This window comes from Spirosoma endophyticum, assembly GCF_900112365.1.
Classification (GTDB): Bacteria; Bacteroidota; Bacteroidia; order Cytophagales; family Spirosomataceae; genus Spirosoma; species Spirosoma endophyticum.
The window spans coordinates 1554-18306 of sequence record NZ_FOLQ01000048.1 but is presented as its reverse complement, the minus strand read 5'-3'; the positions used below and the strand labels follow the sequence as shown (position 1 = coordinate 18306).

The 16753-nt window shown below is 46.9% G+C and carries 20 protein-coding genes and 1 pseudogene; 16 read left to right on the top strand and 5 right to left on the bottom strand.

Annotated elements, in window-relative coordinates; translation table 11 throughout:
* Positions 1-201 (bottom strand): annotated as a pseudogene (locus BM202_RS35365) (transposase); the annotation flags it as partial.
* 1029 nt (positions 202-1230) lie between these two features.
* Between BM202_RS35365 and BM202_RS35360 the strand changes: the two are divergent.
* From BM202_RS35360 to BM202_RS35330, 7 genes are all read left to right on the top strand, one after another.
* The gene (locus BM202_RS35360) at positions 1231-2769 is read left to right on the top strand and encodes a sensor histidine kinase (RefSeq protein ID WP_317039747.1); all 1539 of its coding nucleotides are present in this window, start codon (positions 1231-1233) and stop codon (positions 2767-2769) included.
* A 12-nt stretch (positions 2770-2781) separates the two neighbouring features.
* Positions 2782-3180: a BLUF domain-containing protein gene (locus tag BM202_RS35355; protein WP_177236818.1), complete on the top strand. Its 399-nt coding sequence runs from the start codon at positions 2782-2784 to the stop codon at positions 3178-3180.
* Between the two features lie 842 nt (positions 3181-4022).
* Entirely contained in the window at positions 4023-4280 is a 258-nt protein-coding gene (locus tag BM202_RS35350) for a hypothetical protein (protein ID WP_093835146.1), read from the top strand.
* 63 nt (positions 4281-4343) lie between these two features.
* Positions 4344-4562, top strand: coding sequence for a hypothetical protein (locus tag BM202_RS35345; RefSeq protein ID WP_093835144.1), 219 nt, complete (start codon positions 4344-4346; stop codon positions 4560-4562).
* Positions 4563-5102: 540 nt separating this feature from the next.
* Positions 5103-5441 (top strand): hypothetical protein, encoded by a 339-nt coding sequence (locus BM202_RS35340; RefSeq protein WP_093835142.1) that lies wholly within the window; start codon positions 5103-5105, stop codon positions 5439-5441.
* A gap of 6 nt (positions 5442-5447) precedes the next feature.
* Positions 5448-5948, top strand: a complete 501-nt coding sequence (locus tag BM202_RS35335) for a hypothetical protein (RefSeq protein WP_093835141.1) — start codon at positions 5448-5450, stop codon at positions 5946-5948.
* 79 nt (positions 5949-6027) lie between these two features.
* On the top strand, positions 6028-6798 hold the full coding sequence (locus tag BM202_RS35330) for a PAS domain-containing protein (RefSeq protein ID WP_093835139.1): 771 nt from the start codon (positions 6028-6030) through the stop codon (positions 6796-6798).
* 374 nt (positions 6799-7172) lie between these two features.
* Here the strand turns inward: BM202_RS35330 and BM202_RS35325 are convergent, their stop codons facing one another.
* Positions 7173-7604 carry a hypothetical protein gene (locus BM202_RS35325; RefSeq protein ID WP_093835137.1) on the bottom strand — a complete coding sequence of 144 codons (432 nt, stop codon included), beginning with the start codon at positions 7602-7604 and terminating at the stop codon, positions 7173-7175.
* Positions 7605-7774: 170 nt separating this feature from the next.
* On the opposite strand from BM202_RS35325, the gene BM202_RS35320 reads away from it, so the two are divergent.
* Positions 7775-8359, top strand: coding sequence for a ParA family protein (locus BM202_RS35320; protein ID WP_093835135.1), 585 nt, complete (start codon positions 7775-7777; stop codon positions 8357-8359).
* Positions 8356-8646, top strand: a complete 291-nt coding sequence (locus tag BM202_RS35315; protein ID WP_093835133.1) for a hypothetical protein — start codon at positions 8356-8358, stop codon at positions 8644-8646. Before BM202_RS35320 ends, BM202_RS35315 begins: the two co-directional genes overlap by 4 nt.
* A gap of 115 nt (positions 8647-8761) precedes the next feature.
* On the opposite strand, the gene BM202_RS35310 is transcribed toward BM202_RS35315, so the two are convergent.
* The gene (locus tag BM202_RS35310; RefSeq protein WP_093835131.1) at positions 8762-9517 is read right to left on the bottom strand and encodes a carboxypeptidase-like regulatory domain-containing protein; all 756 of its coding nucleotides are present in this window, start codon (positions 9515-9517) and stop codon (positions 8762-8764) included.
* A gap of 390 nt (positions 9518-9907) precedes the next feature.
* On the opposite strand from BM202_RS35310, the gene BM202_RS35305 reads away from it, so the two are divergent.
* From BM202_RS35305 to BM202_RS35295, 3 genes are all read left to right on the top strand, one after another.
* Entirely contained in the window at positions 9908-10219 is a 312-nt protein-coding gene (locus BM202_RS35305) for a hypothetical protein (protein ID WP_093835129.1), read from the top strand.
* Positions 10220-10449: 230 nt separating this feature from the next.
* Complete coding sequence (locus BM202_RS35300) at positions 10450-10806, top strand: LytR/AlgR family response regulator transcription factor (RefSeq protein ID WP_093835127.1); 357 nt, start codon at positions 10450-10452, stop codon at positions 10804-10806.
* A gap of 443 nt (positions 10807-11249) precedes the next feature.
* The gene (locus tag BM202_RS35295) at positions 11250-11783 is read left to right on the top strand and encodes a DUF4468 domain-containing protein (RefSeq protein WP_093835125.1); all 534 of its coding nucleotides are present in this window, start codon (positions 11250-11252) and stop codon (positions 11781-11783) included.
* Between the two features lie 177 nt (positions 11784-11960).
* Here the strand turns inward: BM202_RS35295 and BM202_RS36980 are convergent, their stop codons facing one another.
* The gene (locus BM202_RS36980; protein WP_143100876.1) at positions 11961-12281 is read right to left on the bottom strand and encodes a hypothetical protein; all 321 of its coding nucleotides are present in this window, start codon (positions 12279-12281) and stop codon (positions 11961-11963) included.
* Positions 12282-12558: 277 nt separating this feature from the next.
* Positions 12559-13068 (bottom strand): hypothetical protein, encoded by a 510-nt coding sequence (locus BM202_RS35290; protein ID WP_093835123.1) that lies wholly within the window; start codon positions 13066-13068, stop codon positions 12559-12561.
* A 521-nt stretch (positions 13069-13589) separates the two neighbouring features.
* Here BM202_RS35290 and BM202_RS35285 point away from each other — a divergent pair.
* The 4 genes from BM202_RS35285 to BM202_RS35270 form a co-directional block, all read left to right on the top strand.
* A complete protein-coding gene (locus BM202_RS35285; protein ID WP_093835121.1) occupies positions 13590-14186 on the top strand; it encodes a TetR/AcrR family transcriptional regulator in 597 nt (198 codons plus the stop codon).
* Positions 14183-15385, top strand: a complete 1203-nt coding sequence (locus BM202_RS35280) for a hypothetical protein (protein ID WP_093835119.1) — start codon at positions 14183-14185, stop codon at positions 15383-15385. Before BM202_RS35285 ends, BM202_RS35280 begins: the two co-directional genes overlap by 4 nt.
* Positions 15339-15938, top strand: a complete 600-nt coding sequence (locus BM202_RS35275; protein WP_093835117.1) for a HupE/UreJ family protein — start codon at positions 15339-15341, stop codon at positions 15936-15938. Before BM202_RS35280 ends, BM202_RS35275 begins: the two co-directional genes overlap by 47 nt.
* 321 nt (positions 15939-16259) lie before the next feature.
* Positions 16260-16753, top strand: a 494-nt coding sequence (locus BM202_RS35270) for a DinB family protein (RefSeq protein ID WP_143100878.1), incomplete at its 3' end; no start/stop codon positions are given.

Sequence of the window (16753 nt, the reverse complement as noted above, 5' to 3'; positions counted from 1 at the left end):
TCTTCTTCGAGGTCTTTTAACCGTTTGACTTCTGAAGCCTGCATACCGCCGAATTTGGCTTTCCATCCGTAAAAGGTGGCTTCACTAATGCCGTGCTCCCGGCTGATTTGAGCGACGCCGGGCCGCCGGAGCGGTTTGTCCGCTGTCCTGCTGTTTGAGAATCGCCACAATCTGCGATTCGGTGAATCGTGCTGCTTTCATTTCCCTTTTATAAACCTGTGAAAGTTAGTTTTTTTTACTCTACTTTTCACTGGCTCACTTTTAGGGGTTCAGGACAAGTCAACTCATGGTTTATCGTCTACAACTATCTTCATAAATATAGTCCCATGTACGTCTATTAGCTGTAAATAGACTTATTGAAGAAGAAATTTTTCTATTCAAAACGCCCATACGACTACCCTACAAAACGGACAAAAGGGGTATGTTTGGCAGGCTGTAGAACATACTAAACGTACTTAAAGCACGCTATAAAAGGACGTTTTGCTCGTGATGACCTACGCGCACAGAAAAGGCCTGTGCACACCTCTTTTTGCGCTCATTCACGGTCAGCACCATAGGCCTGTGGATAAAATTTACAAAATAGATCATGCCTGAATTGGCTGTGCTGATTGGACTCATTACACTCTGGTTGCGGCCCTATAAAGGATAATTGGTGACGATATCAAGTCCAATTAGACCCATTAAAGCCCAGTCCTCCCTGACTGGGCTTTAATGGGTTTATGGTTAAACGGATGATTTGTCAGGTAGTCACAGGAAGTGTAAAAAATAAAAAGATGTTTTAGGGCCTACATTTTCTACATATCCTACATAGATTGTGCCCCGTAACTCAACAAAAAATGCGCGCGGGTGCAGGTTCCAGGCTCCGCAGGTAAAGCGTTTGCTAGATCGGGTAATGATCGATTAATGGACAGCAAACCTGACCAGTGCTTCTGTAACAAAGCCAAGTAGGCCGTTTAAACCCGTCTACCAAGGGTAGCCTCCATTCGGTTTTGTAGGAGGGCGGCTTTGTTTTCGACAAAAGTGTACGATCTGTTTTGGAGCTGGGTCAAACCTTCCCAGGGTGCCTACGTTATACGTTTGCTACGCCACTAACCTACCCGGCTCTTTTAGCAGGCTAAAAAAAGCTACTCTATGACTGAGCCCTTCGATCAAGCCCTCAAAGATCGCTTGTTTCACACCTTCATTGACCAGGCACCGGTGGCGATGGCCCTGTTCTACGGCCCCTAATTTATTATTACCCTGGCCAATCAGAGTGTGTTAACCTATTGGAACCGAACCCGGGAACAGGTCATCAATAAACCGCTCTTCGAGGCCCTTCCCGAGGCTCGTGGCCAGGGCTACGAAGAATTGTTAAACGGGGTCTTCAGGACAGGTGAGCGGTTCATCGCCAAAGAGCTACCCGTACGTTTAGTGCGCCATGAGCAGCTGGAGCAGACCTACATTGACTTTGTTTACGAGCCCTTCTATGAACAGGATGATCGTATCACCGGTGTGACGGTGGTCTGTACCGAAGTGACTCAGCAGGTGTTAGCCCGAATGGCGCTGGAAGAAAGTGAGCGTAACCTGCGGAACATGATTCTCAAATCACCCATGGCCATGTGCATCTATAAGGGACCCCAGCATGTGGTAGAGACGGCCAATGAGCGCATGATTGAGTTCTGGGGTCGACCGGCCACGGATGTCATGGATAAACCCATGTTTGAGGGCTTACCCGAAGCGAAACATCAGGGTTACGAAGCCTTACTGGATCATGTATTTACCACGGGCGAATCGTATTCCGCTCAAGGCATTCCGGTTAACTTGCCGCGTCCTGAGGGCCTGAAAACCATCTATATCAATTTACTGTATGTGGCCTATCGAGAAGCTGACCAGTCGGCCGGCCCGGGGCGTATTTCGGGCGTTATGGCGGTGGCTGTCGAGGTGACCGACCAGGTGCTGGCCCAGCAGCAGGTTGAAAAAAGCGAAGCTAGTCTCCGGGACTTATCAGCTCAATTAGACCAACAAGTGCAACAGCGTACCGGTCAGTTGAATGACTCCATTCTCGACCTGCAACGGTCCAACGACAATTTGACCCAGTTTGCCTACATTGCTAGTCATGATTTACAGGAACCCTTGCGCAAGGTGCAGCAATTTGGCGATCTGCTCAAGAACCAGTATGGCCCCCAATTAGGAGAGGGCCTTACCTACTTGGAGCGCATGCAGTGGGCGGCCAGCCGGATGTCGACCTTGATTCGAGACCTACTGACCTATTCCCGCATTACCATCCAACAGGAATCCACTCAGTTAGTGCCCCTCAATGAGGTGCTTCAGACGGTCTTAACCGAACTCGAGTTGCGCCTTCAGGAAACAGGAGCCGTCGTGGTGGTAGGTTCCTTACCCACGGTGTCTGGTGACGCTTCGCAACTGGGGCAACTGTTGCAGAATCTGGTGGGGAATGCCATCAAGTTTTGCCAACCGGGTGCCGTGCCTCAGATTGAGATCCGGGCTGGCCAAGTCGCCGCCAGCGACCTGCCGACTGGGGTCAAACCCACTCGTTCTGCCCAGGCCTACCACTGCCTGGAGATAGTCGACCAGGGGGTTGGTTTCGACGAGAAGTACCTGGACCGTATCTTCCAGGTCTTTCAGCGGCTGCACGGAAAAAGTGAGTTTGGGGGTACGGGCATTGGCTTAGCGATTTGTGAAAAGGTGGTGGCTAATCATGGCGGGGCGATTACGGCGAGTAGTAAGCCCGGCCAAGGAGCCACCTTCAGAGTGTATTTGCCTCTATAAATAAACTGGTGTTTGGATACCTCTCTGATCTACTTCAGTGTGGCCGTAAACCCCTTTGAGGAAGCCGAGCTACTGAGCTTGCTCGCCTATAGTCGGAGCCAGAATAGCCAATTAGGGATTACCGAAGTTTTACTTTACGTTAAAGGGAATAAACAAGCAGTTGAATCCCTCTATCAGCGCATCGCGCTAGATCCCAGACACAACAATGTTTCACAAGTCATCAATCGGCCGATCAGCCAGCGTCTTTTCCCTCAGTGGGCCATGGGCTACGAGACCATTACGCAACGCAACCTGGAAGCGATTCAGGAGGTGGTCAAGTTGGACTCTGGCGATCAGTCGGTGATGACACTCCCCAATAATGCAATCCTGCGGGCACTTCAGGTCTTTTATGATGGTAATCGATATAATTAATTAAAGCCCTAAACGCTGTTCAATATGACTTAGGGTATGGCTGTGTCTGGCATTGGGCGGTCAAATGCTGGGGTGCTAATGTCGAATAAAGACTACCCAATAACCCACTGTACCGTTACCCCAATTACCCACTATCCCAAAGTACTAACTACCCACTTACCCTAAAAACCACTATCCTGCAGTACCGTTACCCCGCGTACCCGTTGTACTTTATACCCGTTTACCCACTACCACACTGGCACTTTTTCACTATTAACAAGATGTGTTTTCTTATTAGCAAAACTCCATATTAAGCTTATAGCAAGATGTGTTTTGCGGGCCTGAAAACTCTTGATTACCCTATCAGCAAGATATGTTGTTCGCGTTAGGAAACCCTTGATTGCGCTAATGCAACAACCGTAAATTTCTCTGCCTGCTACCTCACCTTTTCATTATTAACAAGATATGTTTTCTGCTGCATAAAACTCCACCATTGTACAAAACGAAGGTGTCTGTTTTGTGGATCTGCCAACTTCGGAGGCTAGAGGTTTATAGGGCTGGGGAGGTTTTTGTAGGACAAAAACACATCTTGCTAAAAGTAAAATGACACCGTTTTGCAGACGACAAAAACAGCGCAAACACCGTTTGACAGTGAGTCGACCCCTGCCGATCTAAGTTGTATTTTTCCTTTCCTTTTCAACCTTTACTTCACGTAGATAGTAGCACTACCCCCTCAACACTGCTTGCCTTTTATGATGGATAAATAGACCTGCGAGCCGTTAGATAACTCAGGCGAAACATAAGCCCTTCTGGGCTGCTTCTGTTTTTAATTCGCATACTGGCAAAACGAAAACTCAGTCTATATGGTACTGGTATATTTTTCATGTTCCGATCCCCAGGGAGAGTATTACGAATGCAGTTATGGAGGAGAAACCATTGAAACCTGTCTGGATTCGCTCTCTCAGCTGGTTAGGAATGGCTGGCAACTAATCAGCGTAAAGCTCTCAGAATCCCAGGGCAACGCCATCTGGCTACCTGTTGAAGCCTTTGATGGACAGCCTATAAAAAGATCCCTACAGTTGCTTCAGCGCGAATGGGAAGCGGCCTTATTGCAACATTAGGACGGGAAAAATAGGTTAATTATGTTTCATATCTTACCTTGTGGTTACCTTTCCATGACCACTATGGCTAGTGCCCGCTTTCACGTTTTATTGCAAAGTAATCAGACGGTCTTTGATCGGCCGCTAGCTGAGGTAGGCAACCTACTGGAAGCCGCTGGTCAAGCCAAAATAAAGATGATAGCTACGCTGACCTCTCAAAAAGCGTCTATAAAACGGGCCAAAGAATTAATGGAGCGCTGTGATAAGTTGCTGAATGAGACCCAAGCATTGGGAAAAGAATAAGCGCCAGTAAATTCAACTTGAGCCACTGCCTATGCCCAACCGTGGTGTATTTAAACTGTTAGTCAGCCATCTGTGTACCCAACTACAAAAAGCAAGCTAGCCTTGATTATCAAATAGTTAAAAAATTGCACCTGTGTTTGCATATAACCTGCTGCTTCAGTGGCGCTTGTCCAGAAATACCCCCACTTTTAGGCCTATTTTTCTCTGATGACCCCGCCCTTTGCCATTTTGGAAAGTTCCGGACAGCTCACTTCCGAATAGCTGAATAGACGGGCTTGTTAAGTATAGATCGTCTGAATGGGTACTGATCCATTTCGATAAATACGTTCCCTCATCTACTACCCAGATAGTACGACCTCCTCGAACCTGGGTAAGTAAGACATTACCCAGGCCAACTCTGTGAGACGTATATCCAAGCGTTTATGAACATAATCCTTGCTGTTGGAGTTGCTCTACTAATCAGTTCATTCTGAGTCCCTTCGCCGCTCCTGTTCTGCCTTATAAGCTGTCGGTCAAGTTACTTGCTAACTCGCTACCAGCATGCACCTAACATTAAAACCCGTTGATGTTCCTTTTAAGGTGGGTGATACCGTCTGGGTGGATCAACCTTTCGGAGCCACCCATGAATTTCCCTACTTTCAGGGAATCATTATGCAGATTATTTTAGATGGGAGCCTGGCCAATACCTTACTTATTCGCCAACCTAAAGAAACCCATGAGTTGGTTATAACCTCGGCTGTGTACGGCTTAAAGCCAATGGGTGAGCATACGGGCGAGGCACGGGTCAATGTAACCGTTCAGCTTTTGCCGCACCGAACGAGTTTGTTTGCCACAAAGGAAGAGTTGATGGACTATCAGAATCAGCTTCATAACGAGTAACAGGTTATGATCTTTTTCTTTACCACCGCTGATGCCCTAGGGGAAATTCGGGAGGCTTTCGTTGGGGAGGTCGACTTAGAGGTAGGTCTGGGTCTACTGGATAATATCGCGGCAGAGGGGCACCGGCTGCTACAGGTCTCGATCCTGGAGGCAGGCCGTCTTAATGATGTCCCGGTAGAAGCGTTAACCGGAATAGCCCATTTGCCCGCCCTGAGGAAGCTCCAGCGAGCCTGGCAACAGATCTTATCGGACCCGGTTGAAATCAAAGCCCTTTATACCCAACATCTCCTGGTACTAAGAATCCGACGCATTCGACGACACGAAACCTGCATTGCCTGTCTGGAACAACTAGTTGATCAGTCTAGGCTTCGGTTTCAACACGTTTCCAAGGCTATTCTCCGGGAGCCTCATCGAAGTCGAATGCTGCATCAGCTCGAAGCTACCCTGAAGCGTCACCAGCAAACCTTAGTCACGGAACAGGCTAGTCTCCAACGACTCTTAGCTTAACAAGGCCAGGGCTTTAGGCGTTCTAGTGCAAACGGCGGATGGTCTTAGCCGCAGGTCACACGTCAAGCCGATTCACGCCATGCCTAAAAAATTAACTCAGTTCACCCAGACCGGATGGGCTCTTTTGCGCCTAGCCCTGCAAACCAACCACCGCCAGGAACTAAAAGATAATCAGGCCGCTGAAGAGCAAGCCGAATCTCAGTTAGATAAACGCCATCGACACGAAATGGCTCAGATTAGTTTATTTCTCCATCCGTTGGGATGGACCAAAGCCATCGCTCGCTATAGGGCCCAGCAAGCCGAGAGTCTTTTGCGCCACAAGACCCAACGCGCCTTAATCTTACTTCGCCAACAAAAGGAGCTGGTTGATTTAGAGCAGTGGATCACACAACAGCAGCAGCAAAGCACAGATGTAGCCTTGTTTACTCAACTTCATCATCTTTTCAACTGGTCACTAACCCTTCACCAGCAGCAGTCGTATCACACTGCCTTAAATCAGGGGCATACGGTCATCATCACCGACTCCAACGAACTGATCCTGTGGACAAGTCAAAGTTTTGGTAGCCTAACGGGTCATCAGCCGAGTGATGTAGTGGGTCTACATCCCAACCTGCTCCAGGGCCCGGCTACAGACGCTAGGATGCTGGGCTACGTGCGGGAGCAGTTAAGGGGCGCTCAACCGGTCGAAGTTGAGCTGGTGAATTATCATAAATCGGGTTCCGCTTATCTGTGTCACATGCGCATTGAGCCCCTCTACAATCGTCAGGGCGCTTTAACTCATTTCTTGGCGGTCGAGTATACTGCCGAGCCAGGGGTAGGTGCGCTGAAGGGCACTCAACTGTTGACCTAATTGGGTCAATACGGGGGTGTACAATGAATGTTGTACACAACCTTGCGTACAATGTGCGGTCATCAATCTGGCTGACTTCATAGTGCCCCTACTTATTTACTGGGTGGCTTAAAAATTTGGCCAACAGTTGCTTGCCTTCCATTCTGAACTAACTATTTGAGCTACTTTACACGTAACTACTTGACCCACAGTAACTTTTAATTAGATTTAGCTAACATATGATTTTTTCATATTGTTGGATAAGCATCAACAAGCCCCGGCACTAGTCGGGGTTTTGTTTTATTACCGTGAAGAGCATAATAGTTCGAACAGTATGGAGCTGCGAAAGTAGCCGCTGAAATGCTAAGATTCGTTAAGTAAAGGTTTTTTGAAAACTAGTCCTCACTCCTGCTATTCGTTCTACTGCTCCTATTTGGATCTGGCGCGTCCAAGCGGACATGGTACGTATTATACACCCACACAGCAATGGCGTTGAAGTAATCCATGGCACCGGCCGGGTCCAGGTCGGAAAGGGATTTAACAACTCTCACCGACGTACCGGCAATCGTCCACTGCTCCGATAGAAACAGTGCGTTCAATACTTTGTCGGTCTCCTCCCTCCCTCTGTCGATAAGCTTACCAACCTCAACTACTACGTAACCCCAATAATAACCGCGTTGGCCAGCACCCACTCGCCAGCGTTGCCGGGTTAAGTCAATGGTATACTGCCCATCATTCAGGGTCCGAATAGCCTCATAGATGATCCGGCGTGTTTCGGGCTTTGCGGTATCAAGGTAAAGAGTTTTTTCTGCCTTCTTAGTTGCCATACTCGAATTTAACCAAATAACCACAAAACCAAAAGACTAATTAACTAAAAAACCATTTGGTTATTTAACCAGATAACCGATCTACCAAAAGACTACTTAACCAGTTGGTCTTTCAACTATTTGGTCGACTGGTTTTTTGGTTACCTAGTTATTTAATTATACTTGCAGTAATGAAGACAATCACGATACTCCAGCAGAAGGGAGGAGTTGGCAAAACCACCCTTACGCTAAACTTAGCGTTGTTTTTTGCTAAGGAAGGCGCTAAGGTGGCTATCTGCGATGCGGACTCGCAGGGTAGTCTAACGGATATAGCTGATATGCTGGAAGGCGTTGACCTGGTTAGTGTGGAACGGGTTCTGGCTGGCCAGGTTGATGCGCAGGTACTGCTGATCGATACGTCACCACGTAATGATATAGAATTACCTAAGCTGCTGGCGATAACGGATTATGCTTTATTACCCGTCCGCCCGGGCTATCTTGACGCGCTGGCTATGAAAGCGACCGCCACGATTTTAAAAGCCTCCAGCGTTCCCAAGTCGGGTATCGTTCTAAACCAGGTCCAGCACCGCAATTCCGTAACGCGGGACGTGCTGGATATGCTGGCCAAGTTTGATATACCCATTCTAATGACCCGTATCGGACAGCGTGTTTCGTATACACGGTCGGCTATGACTAATGGTGTGTTCGGATCTGACGATGAGAAAGCGCAACAGGAGATTTCACTATTGGCCATGGAAATTCATTACCACCTATGAAGAGCGACAAACCCGATAACAAAGCTAAGTTTCTTGAAAAGTTTGACCAGCCTGCCAAGCCCGTCATTACGCAGGTGGTGCCGGTAGGGGAGGAGTTGCCCAAGAAACCGGCAAAATCCAAAGACGAGCCCAAGGATCACTTCAATGTTTTCCTGAGTAAGCCCGTCGGTAAGGCGTTACGGATTCATAAAATCAATACGGGCGAATCGGTGCAGGATATACTGGAGCGGATCGTCATTGATTATCTGGTGAGTAAAGGAGAATTGCCAACTGATTATTCGTCATAAGTGTATGGGAGCCGGATCTCGCTCAAACGCGTGTTAGTACTGTTAAGATGCCGCCTATGACTGAAACACCTACATTTACTGCACTGCCTACGTAGCCAAATGCCCTTAAGTTTATTTAGGGTACCAAAAACGAGACCGCTCCGACTGTCGTAAGGTTTAGGTTGGGAAACACTCTCGTCCCAACGTTCGGATCTACGTACGTATTACTTTGAATGGATTCCCCATAAAGCCGAAGATAAACCGTCTGACCACTCTTGAAGCCAGCTGTTAAGAGATCTTCTTTGGCAAAACCACCGGTCACATTGTTGTTAAGCACCGAGACAACCGCTGAAGTGTACATGTAGTTCGTACTGGAAACCGCTGGATCAGTGCTTAAAAAGTAACGTACATAGCCGCGGTTTGTAGCGATAGGGACAGGAGCAATCGAGTAGAGTACACTCACGCCAGAGGTACCATTGTACGTATTGCCGGAAAGGGTAAGGGAGATAACGGTTGTCGTCGCTAGTTTACCCAATTGAGTAGCGGGCAAAATTGTACCATTGGTTGAACTGGTATTCGAAACGCCAAATAATCGGTAGGTGCCATACCCCGCTTTACTCATGGTTAAATCATGTAAGCCGTAAGCAATATTAGCGAAACTATATTTTCCGGCAGCGTCCGTAGTGGTACTAACACCGGTCAAATCATCAACTGTTACTATTACGCCACTATTATCGGCCAGTGTACTGGTTTTATCATCCCAAAGCTGGACGGTTCCCGACAGGGCACCACCGACGGGGGAAGGGGTGTCGTTTGAATTGGTTGTGCAAGCGGATAAGAAGATAAGCCCCAGTAAGGCGACTAAACACAGATGGTAGTAGCGTTTACTCATGGTTTTAAATGACTGATGGTTGACAAGCGGATAGTTAATGAAGATGGCTATAAGCTACTTCGTAGTTACAACATATTACTATACTAAAAGCAATTTATATTGTTTGGTTGTTTACTCCAAGTTTATGTTAATTCATATAGATAAATTATAAACCATAGCGAATTTTTATAATACAGTCTCAACCATGGCTGAGACTGTTAAGCCTATTCTAAGGAATGAGGGGTGTAATTCGGCCCCCCTGTATAGTCATCGGCTCAAAACTCTATTTTAGGTTAGAAACCGTATCGGTCAGGCTTAATAAACTTCACATTGCCCAAACCTGTCTGGCTTCTATAAAAACCTTACGAAGCGTACTGAGTTAAAGTATGAATGTAATTCATTGTTTTAGTTATGCAAACCCAGGATATTAAACCCGATCTGATCGGTCAAATCGAAACATTCTTAACCTTTACGGCCGATACGGATAATGATACAATTGTTGCCCAGTACACCATAATTAATAGCTTGATTGATCAAATAGCCCTTGAGGATCATCCTACAGTCAATTCGTTTGAGAAGAGCCTTAATGAGGACCGGAATGATGATTATAGGTATTTCCTCGACTTGAATACCCTTAGCCCTCAACCGATCGTACGAAAAGCGCACGCCTTGGATGGACTACAGGAACGGTTTAGGCGACTTCTCAAACAACTCACACCGTAACAATAGCTATTGTTACGTTTAGTCAATAAATTATCTTACTGGATCAAGCTAGTGCCAATTTAAGCTTAAAAAAGAACAAGTATTTTCTGTAATAATATTTTTATAGGTGAAGGGTAACATATTCATAAAGTAGAATTCCTATCTTTGTCTACCTTGACAATCAGGGTTGTTGAAACGAAAATGGGTGGTGAATAGGCCCCGCACGGTCTATTCACTTTTAATGCGAAAGAATGCTTCCTTCCTCCAAACCAGAAATCCCTTTTCTACTACCAGGCTATCGCCATATCCGTGACGCTCAACTCATCGTACGCCTGGAGGGAGATGGAAACTATACAAATGTTTATCTGGATGCCAATCCTACCCCCTTACTAGTCAGTCGTACACTGAAATGGTTTGAAGCCCAGTTACCCACCTTTATTCGCCTGAGCAAATCCACGCTGGTCAATCCTGGTTATATCGAGCAAGTAAGGAAGGTGGATGCCAAGACGGTTTATCTAAAATTGGTGGATAAACACCAGCTGCTGGTTTCCAGGCGTCGCGTTGGTGAAACCTTAGCGCGACTGACTCAATGTAGTGAGCCAGCATAGTTGCGGGTAAAGAACTATACAGAGCATACATAAAAGTTAAGTAAAATCATTAGCATTTCTGCCAAAAATAAGTTTGGTTTAAAAAAAGAGGAAGGTAAGTAAGGGCTAGTGAATTCACTAGCCCTTCTTTGTGAAGTGGCGAGGTATGATCAATACGGCCGTCTTTGAAAAATGGGGGGGCTACTCAAGCACTCGTCTGACCAAACACATGTAACAACGTAGCTGTCTGTGTAGGGTAAGCTTGATGATCAACTGGTAACGTGCACTGGCCTACTAAGCTATAAGTGGAACTTGCCAAATTAGATCACACCCCTGCTATCGCCATTGGCTTTCAATTCATGGAAAGCTAATGATACTCATTGCGCTTTAATAATTTCTGAAACAGGGTGAAATTCAGATATTTAAGCGACCTTGCTGTTCATCAATTAATCCAACACTCGTCTATGCTTAAGCCGCTCTACTTTCTGGTCTCGTTGCTACTGACCCTACCCGTCATCGCTCAAAAAAGCGTGGTTCAGGATGATAAACTGAACGGCATCATTCCCCTCGACTCGGAGGGTAAGCCCGCTTATCAAGTCAACAACAACGTGGAGGGTGCCACTAAAGATGAGCTCTTCAAACGGGCTCGTAAATGGTTTGTCAAAACGTACAATGCCCCACAAGACGTCTTACAGGTAAACGATTCATCAAGTGGGGTATTGACGGGAACAGGCAGTCAGAGAACACCTGTTAAATATCAAGGGCTTGACTGGCAGGGCAACATGGAGCACACGCTCAGCGTCAAGGTGAAGGAGGGTAAATACCAGATAAGCCTGACGGATCTGAAGGTGGAAGGTAATCCGCTGCAATCATACCAACTCCCGAATGCTGCTCAAAACCAGGCCCCTTACACAGCTTTATACAGGGCCATCGACCAACATAACCGGAGTCTGATTGCCTCATTAGAGAAAGCTCTGGCAACCTCGACTGACTTTTAAGGGTGAATAGAATTAGCCATCAGAGACAATGTGGACTTGCTAGCTTTTACTGGACAAGAAGCCAAGTAACATTTGTTCAGAAAAGTGTCAAGTCTAATCTCACTAAATGCTCCTGCTTGTGAGAAAAGCTTTTCATGACTCTGCTGCTCAAATCAGGCGTTTTGGAAAAACTTGTTCTTACTCTCGTTTACGAATCGACAGGATTTTGATCCGATTGGTCGCTTGGGTGCACGTATCTGGAGCCGCTCGTTCATAGCGTATCCAAACTGGCAAAGGTGTAGTAGAATTACCTTCAAACTCTCTTGGCACTGAGTTGATAGCCAAATAGGAGTCCGAATTAATGAGCGTTACTAAGCCACCACCTCCGCAAGACTTACTGAAGTTGTCAATAAAAAGGTAACCCTTTGTCATGGCGGCTACTTCTCCTAACTCTATGCCTGAGCCTTTACATCCTAACAGTAAGCAAAGTAGCAGAATGGCAGTACGTTTAGAGTTCATAGCAGAAAGGGCTTTTTTGTAAGACCTGGATTTTTTCCTATTGGTTGGAATCCTGCGTTTTTTCCTCTCGACTCTTTAACTAGACCGCGGTGGCGACGGCAGACCCGGGTCGGCGCACCGACTGTTGGCCACTTGACCGGTATTCAAAATAATTGTTCCACAAAACCCTCCTAAATGAGACGGTGAATTCACGCAGAAACGTCATAACTGATCGAACACCCGCCACAACTGCGAACCCCAAATTTCCCTGCCTTTCTGCCATTAGACCTAAGATTCCTTACTCCACGATGGCCGGAAGCAGGTTGATCGATGCCTCTGCTTTATCGCTTACGGGTACGCTGCTGACAGTCGCAAACTTAGTGGTGGTTACGTCGTTTTCAATAAAAAATGATTGGGGGCCATTTTCAAAGGTTACGGATGAACCCGACTTCGAATAGTTGAATCTGAGCTCAAACGATGTTTCCAGTTGTTGATTAATGGCCATCGGAAATCCTTGTGTAGCGGTGAGGATGGGTCTAGGGTCCGACTGAAGCGCTTTCGTGACAAAGGCGAAACTAAGGACATACCCGGAAGTAACGGCAAAAGAAGGAGCATTCTGCCGACGAACAACCGCTTTCACCACGTACGTAATCGAGCCGGCATTTCCACTGAGCGTGTTGGTTTTTGCTTTAGCAATGGAGAGCGTAATGTGCGAAGCAGTAGGCGTTACTTCGCCTATTGTTGAGCCATCATTACCCAAAAAAATTAATTTCTCAATGGTAAACTCGCAGGGGTAGGGGCGAGTCATGCCATTGGCGAGTTGGCAATTGACTACAGCTGGTGGAGGATCGGTCGGCGGCGTATGATCCGTGCAGGCGATACTGATCAAGCCTATCAACAGACCGGAGGAGATGCGTTGCCTATATCGCTCCATAAATCTGGCCGTATGTATCATGATTAAGGATTTGATTAAAGTTATAGGGGATACCTCACTACTGCCAGCAAAATAAATCGGTACTAAATAGGCAGTTAAAACAATTGAGCAACCGGTTAGTGTAGGCCGGAGTGAACTGGGACGAACTGGACCGCAGTGGCGACGGTCAGTCCCTGCTGGCCGCTTGATAGGTATAAAGAATACCCCAGCTACAGGATCATCATACATCTGTTTCAATATATGGGCGTTTAATAATACGGTCAACAGCTAGGTCATATATCAGACGAAGCCTCGGATTTCTCAACCAACAAGGATGAATTTGTTGAGGCTCAACTTCTTTATAGGGATGTTTCAATAAATTAATATACCTTTGCCATTAACCAACTGGTTAGTTAATGGCTATCATTCAGGAATCTACTCAAAGTCGGATTTTAACCGAAGCGGTCACCATCTTTCAACAAAAAGGGCTTCATGGGGCCCGCATGCAAGAGATCGCCGACAAAGCTGGCATCAATAAAGCCATGCTGCACTATTACTTTAAAACCAAAGAGGAGCTATTCCAACAAGTTTTCCAACAAGCCCTCGACCTGTTTATCGCTAAAATTGAGCTAATCCTAACCAGTGAACTACCCCTCAATCAGATCGTCATCCACTACGTTGACCATACCCTGGACGCGCTGTCGGCTAACCCGACAATACCCGCATTTGTGCTGCACGAAATTAATCGAGATCCACAACGAATGATCGATGTATTTGCCGGTAACCATCGAATCAATTTAACCCAATTCGCAAAACATTTTCCATCCGCTAACGAAGCCCAGCAGTTTTTTACCGATATGGTCGCTTTGTGTGTCTATCCGTTCGTGGCTCAGCCCATGTTAGAAAAAGTGCTTGACCTGACCCCGATGGGGTATCTACAGTTTATTCAACAGCGTAAAAAACACATTAAAGATCGACTGTTGAACCAACCACTCAACCCAACGAACTCATGAACAGGACCAATTTATCCCCTCAATTATGGATTGGTTGCTTGGCGATCACCGTTTCGGTTAGTCTCTTTACCCAAGCCGGTATAGGTGTAGGCCTAGAGTATAGTTTGCTGAGTGGAATAGCCCTACTGGTTTGGATTCGACGGGCTAAATCAGAGCCAATTCCTCCACGGGTCGTTGTTTATTACCTAATAAATATTGTATCTCTATTGGGATTAAGTACCGTTCGCTATGCAGCTCACTATGGTGAGTTCGTTCAGGCGCAGTACCCTACCCTGTTCCAGGCTCACATGGCCAACACCTATAGCCACTGGTTCCTTATCCAAGTTTGCCTCCCCGTCTGTTTGCTTTTAGTGGGGGGCTACTTGCTCATCAAACAGCCTGCCACCGGGCTGTTCTTCGCGCTTTGGGGGTTTCTCTTTTGTGGCCTTGAAGCCTTGATCCAAGTGGGCGTAGAACTAACCCAGTTAACGCGATACCCGCATAGCTATTTCCTGGGTGTTTTTATTGGTATAGGGCAATTTTTGCTTAGCGCCTGGGGCTTATTAACCCTGGCCAAGTCAACTCCAACGTCGGCCGTTGCCCAACCTATTGAGTCAATGACAACTCGACGGATCAACTTATGGTCGGGTTTATTTGTCAGTTTTGGGGCCGTGTATGCAATTACCTTGTACATTCAGGCGGGGCCGCTTCCAGTTGGTGTCATCATTGGCTCCATGATGGGTGGCCTCATCGGGTGGCGAAAAACAACCGCTCACAATAGCGCCGATCCCCATAAAGTTGCTCCGCTATATCTGCTCTTACTCGCTTTATTTTATGGCCATGTCGGGGAGGAAGTATTGACGCATTTTAATCGAAGTATTGCCGCCATTTCACACCATCCCTGGAGTGATGCTGAATTTGAATATCTGATCACTTTGATTGGTCCTCTTGTTTGGGTGTTCGCGGGTTATAGCCTTTGGAAAAGGCAGGCTTTCGGCAACTTTATTTTATGGTTCATGATCGTAGGCATGATTGTCGGCGAGCCCACTCATTTACTGGTTTTTCCGGTTGTTCGCATGGTTCAGGAGGGAGTGCCTTACACCTACTTTTCTGGCATGTATACGGCCTTGTTTCCCATGATTCCAGCCATACTTGCTTTAGGGCTTATTCTGAATGATCATAAGAAAACGAAACAACATCCGACGAGCGCCCTTAGCTAAGGGATGCTTGTTAATCAGCCTCCTGCTATTGTGGATTCAGCCTTGTTGGGGTCATGGTATGGGTGGCACGGGTTTGTTGCATCCGCTCACAGGTTTAGACCATCTGCTGGCTATGCTGGCCGTAGGGGCTTGGAGTGCCCAACTGGGGGGGCGCTCGATTTATATCGTGCCAGCCTGTTTTGCCGGGATGATGGTTCTGGGTGGTGTAGCGGGAATAATCTACCCCATGATCCCGTATTTGGAAACAGCTATTGCGATGTCGGTACTGATGCTGGGTCTAGCTGTCACTATTGATCAACCGACTGGTTGGTTCGTAGCTAGTTTTGGGGTGGGTATTTTTGGTTTTTGCCATGGGTTCGCCCATGTCTCAGAAATGAACCGAACCGAGGGGATCACGGAATACATCCTTGGCTTTTTAATTACAACGGTTAGTCTTCATTTGATTGGTGCCTTTGGCGGGCTTCTACTGGTGGAAACGAGTCAAGGCAGAAGGCACTTACGCCAGATCGGTGTAGTGACGAGTTTAATCGGCGTTTACTTGTTAATGCGATAAATGGGTAGGCATATTGGATCGTATATCTAGCCTGAATGCATCACTGAGTGAAAAGATAACGCTTAACGGTTTGATCAACGTATGTATTACTTCTCTTTAGCCATAGCTGGATCAGCTTTTATTAGAAAAGTTATTATGGCATTCTCAAAAAAGGCTTCCGCTTGAGACGTTAGAATCTTCATTCGTCTGCTTCAAGCAATGTACGTTTCATAGCGTAGCAAAATGGTATTCTTAACTTAGTGGGGCTACGATCTCAACGCGGCCAAAACCATTACAATTAGTTTACTTGGTTCATAATCAACTTTTTGGCAATTTACATCCATGAACCGACTCCGTTTCCTCAAGAACCTCTTGGGCACTAGCCTGCTGTCAACGGCAGCCCTTGCCCGCCCCGCTATCATCGACCTCGAATCCGAAGCCCAGCGTGTGCGCCGGGAGTTACTCGAGGCCTTTGCTAGGTCCGAACAGCTTACACTGATCACGGCCACCCAGATGCCAGCCCAAGCATACGACTTTAAATATACGCCCGAAGCCATGAGTTTTGCCGAGCAGTGGCGGCATTGCTGCGAGTTTACCACAACGCTCCTGTCGGCCCGGTTAGGCATTGACAATCCGTACAAAAACGGCCGTGACCTCTCCAAGGCCGTGACTAAGCAACAGGTATTTGATGAGGTGAAGGCGCTCTACTCCTTTATGCGGCAAACCATCACAACGATCCCCGACGAGAAACTTTTCGAGCAGGCGGAGTTTGTGGGGGGTAAAATTCCCAACTGGCGGTATCTGTACGCAATGGACAATCACATTATCCACCATCG

Excerpts from the sequence above, each read along its gene's own strand:
- BM202_RS35295 (WP_093835125.1), top strand. The coding sequence starts at position 11,250 with ATGCTTAAGCCGCTCTACTTTCTGGTCTCGTTGCTACTGACCCTACCC.
- BM202_RS35300 (WP_093835127.1), top strand. The coding sequence starts at position 10,450 with ATGCTTCCTTCCTCCAAACCAGAAATCCCTTTTCTACTACCAGGCTAT.
- BM202_RS35290 (WP_093835123.1), bottom strand. The coding sequence starts at position 13,068 with ATGACTCGCCCCTACCCCTGCGAGTTTACCATTGAGAAATTAATTTTT.
- BM202_RS35315 (WP_093835133.1), top strand. The coding sequence starts at position 8,356 with ATGAAGAGCGACAAACCCGATAACAAAGCTAAGTTTCTTGAAAAGTTT.
- BM202_RS35330 (WP_093835139.1), top strand. The coding sequence starts at position 6,028 with ATGCCTAAAAAATTAACTCAGTTCACCCAGACCGGATGGGCTCTTTTG.
- BM202_RS35280 (WP_093835119.1), top strand. The coding sequence starts at position 14,183 with ATGAACAGGACCAATTTATCCCCTCAATTATGGATTGGTTGCTTGGCG.
- BM202_RS35335 (WP_093835141.1), top strand. The coding sequence starts at position 5,448 with ATGATCTTTTTCTTTACCACCGCTGATGCCCTAGGGGAAATTCGGGAG.
- BM202_RS35350 (WP_093835146.1), top strand. The coding sequence starts at position 4,023 with ATGGTACTGGTATATTTTTCATGTTCCGATCCCCAGGGAGAGTATTAC.
- BM202_RS35275 (WP_093835117.1), top strand. The coding sequence starts at position 15,339 with ATGATCATAAGAAAACGAAACAACATCCGACGAGCGCCCTTAGCTAAG.
- BM202_RS36980 (WP_143100876.1), bottom strand. The coding sequence starts at position 12,281 with ATGAACTCTAAACGTACTGCCATTCTGCTACTTTGCTTACTGTTAGGA.
- BM202_RS35285 (WP_093835121.1), top strand. The coding sequence starts at position 13,590 with ATGGCTATCATTCAGGAATCTACTCAAAGTCGGATTTTAACCGAAGCG.
- BM202_RS35320 (WP_093835135.1), top strand. The coding sequence starts at position 7,775 with ATGAAGACAATCACGATACTCCAGCAGAAGGGAGGAGTTGGCAAAACC.
- BM202_RS35345 (WP_093835144.1), top strand. The coding sequence starts at position 4,344 with ATGGCTAGTGCCCGCTTTCACGTTTTATTGCAAAGTAATCAGACGGTC.
- BM202_RS35310 (WP_093835131.1), bottom strand. The coding sequence starts at position 9,517 with ATGAGTAAACGCTACTACCATCTGTGTTTAGTCGCCTTACTGGGGCTT.
- BM202_RS35325 (WP_093835137.1), bottom strand. The coding sequence starts at position 7,604 with ATGGCAACTAAGAAGGCAGAAAAAACTCTTTACCTTGATACCGCAAAG.
- BM202_RS35305 (WP_093835129.1), top strand. The coding sequence starts at position 9,908 with ATGCAAACCCAGGATATTAAACCCGATCTGATCGGTCAAATCGAAACA.
- BM202_RS35340 (WP_093835142.1), top strand. The coding sequence starts at position 5,103 with ATGCACCTAACATTAAAACCCGTTGATGTTCCTTTTAAGGTGGGTGAT.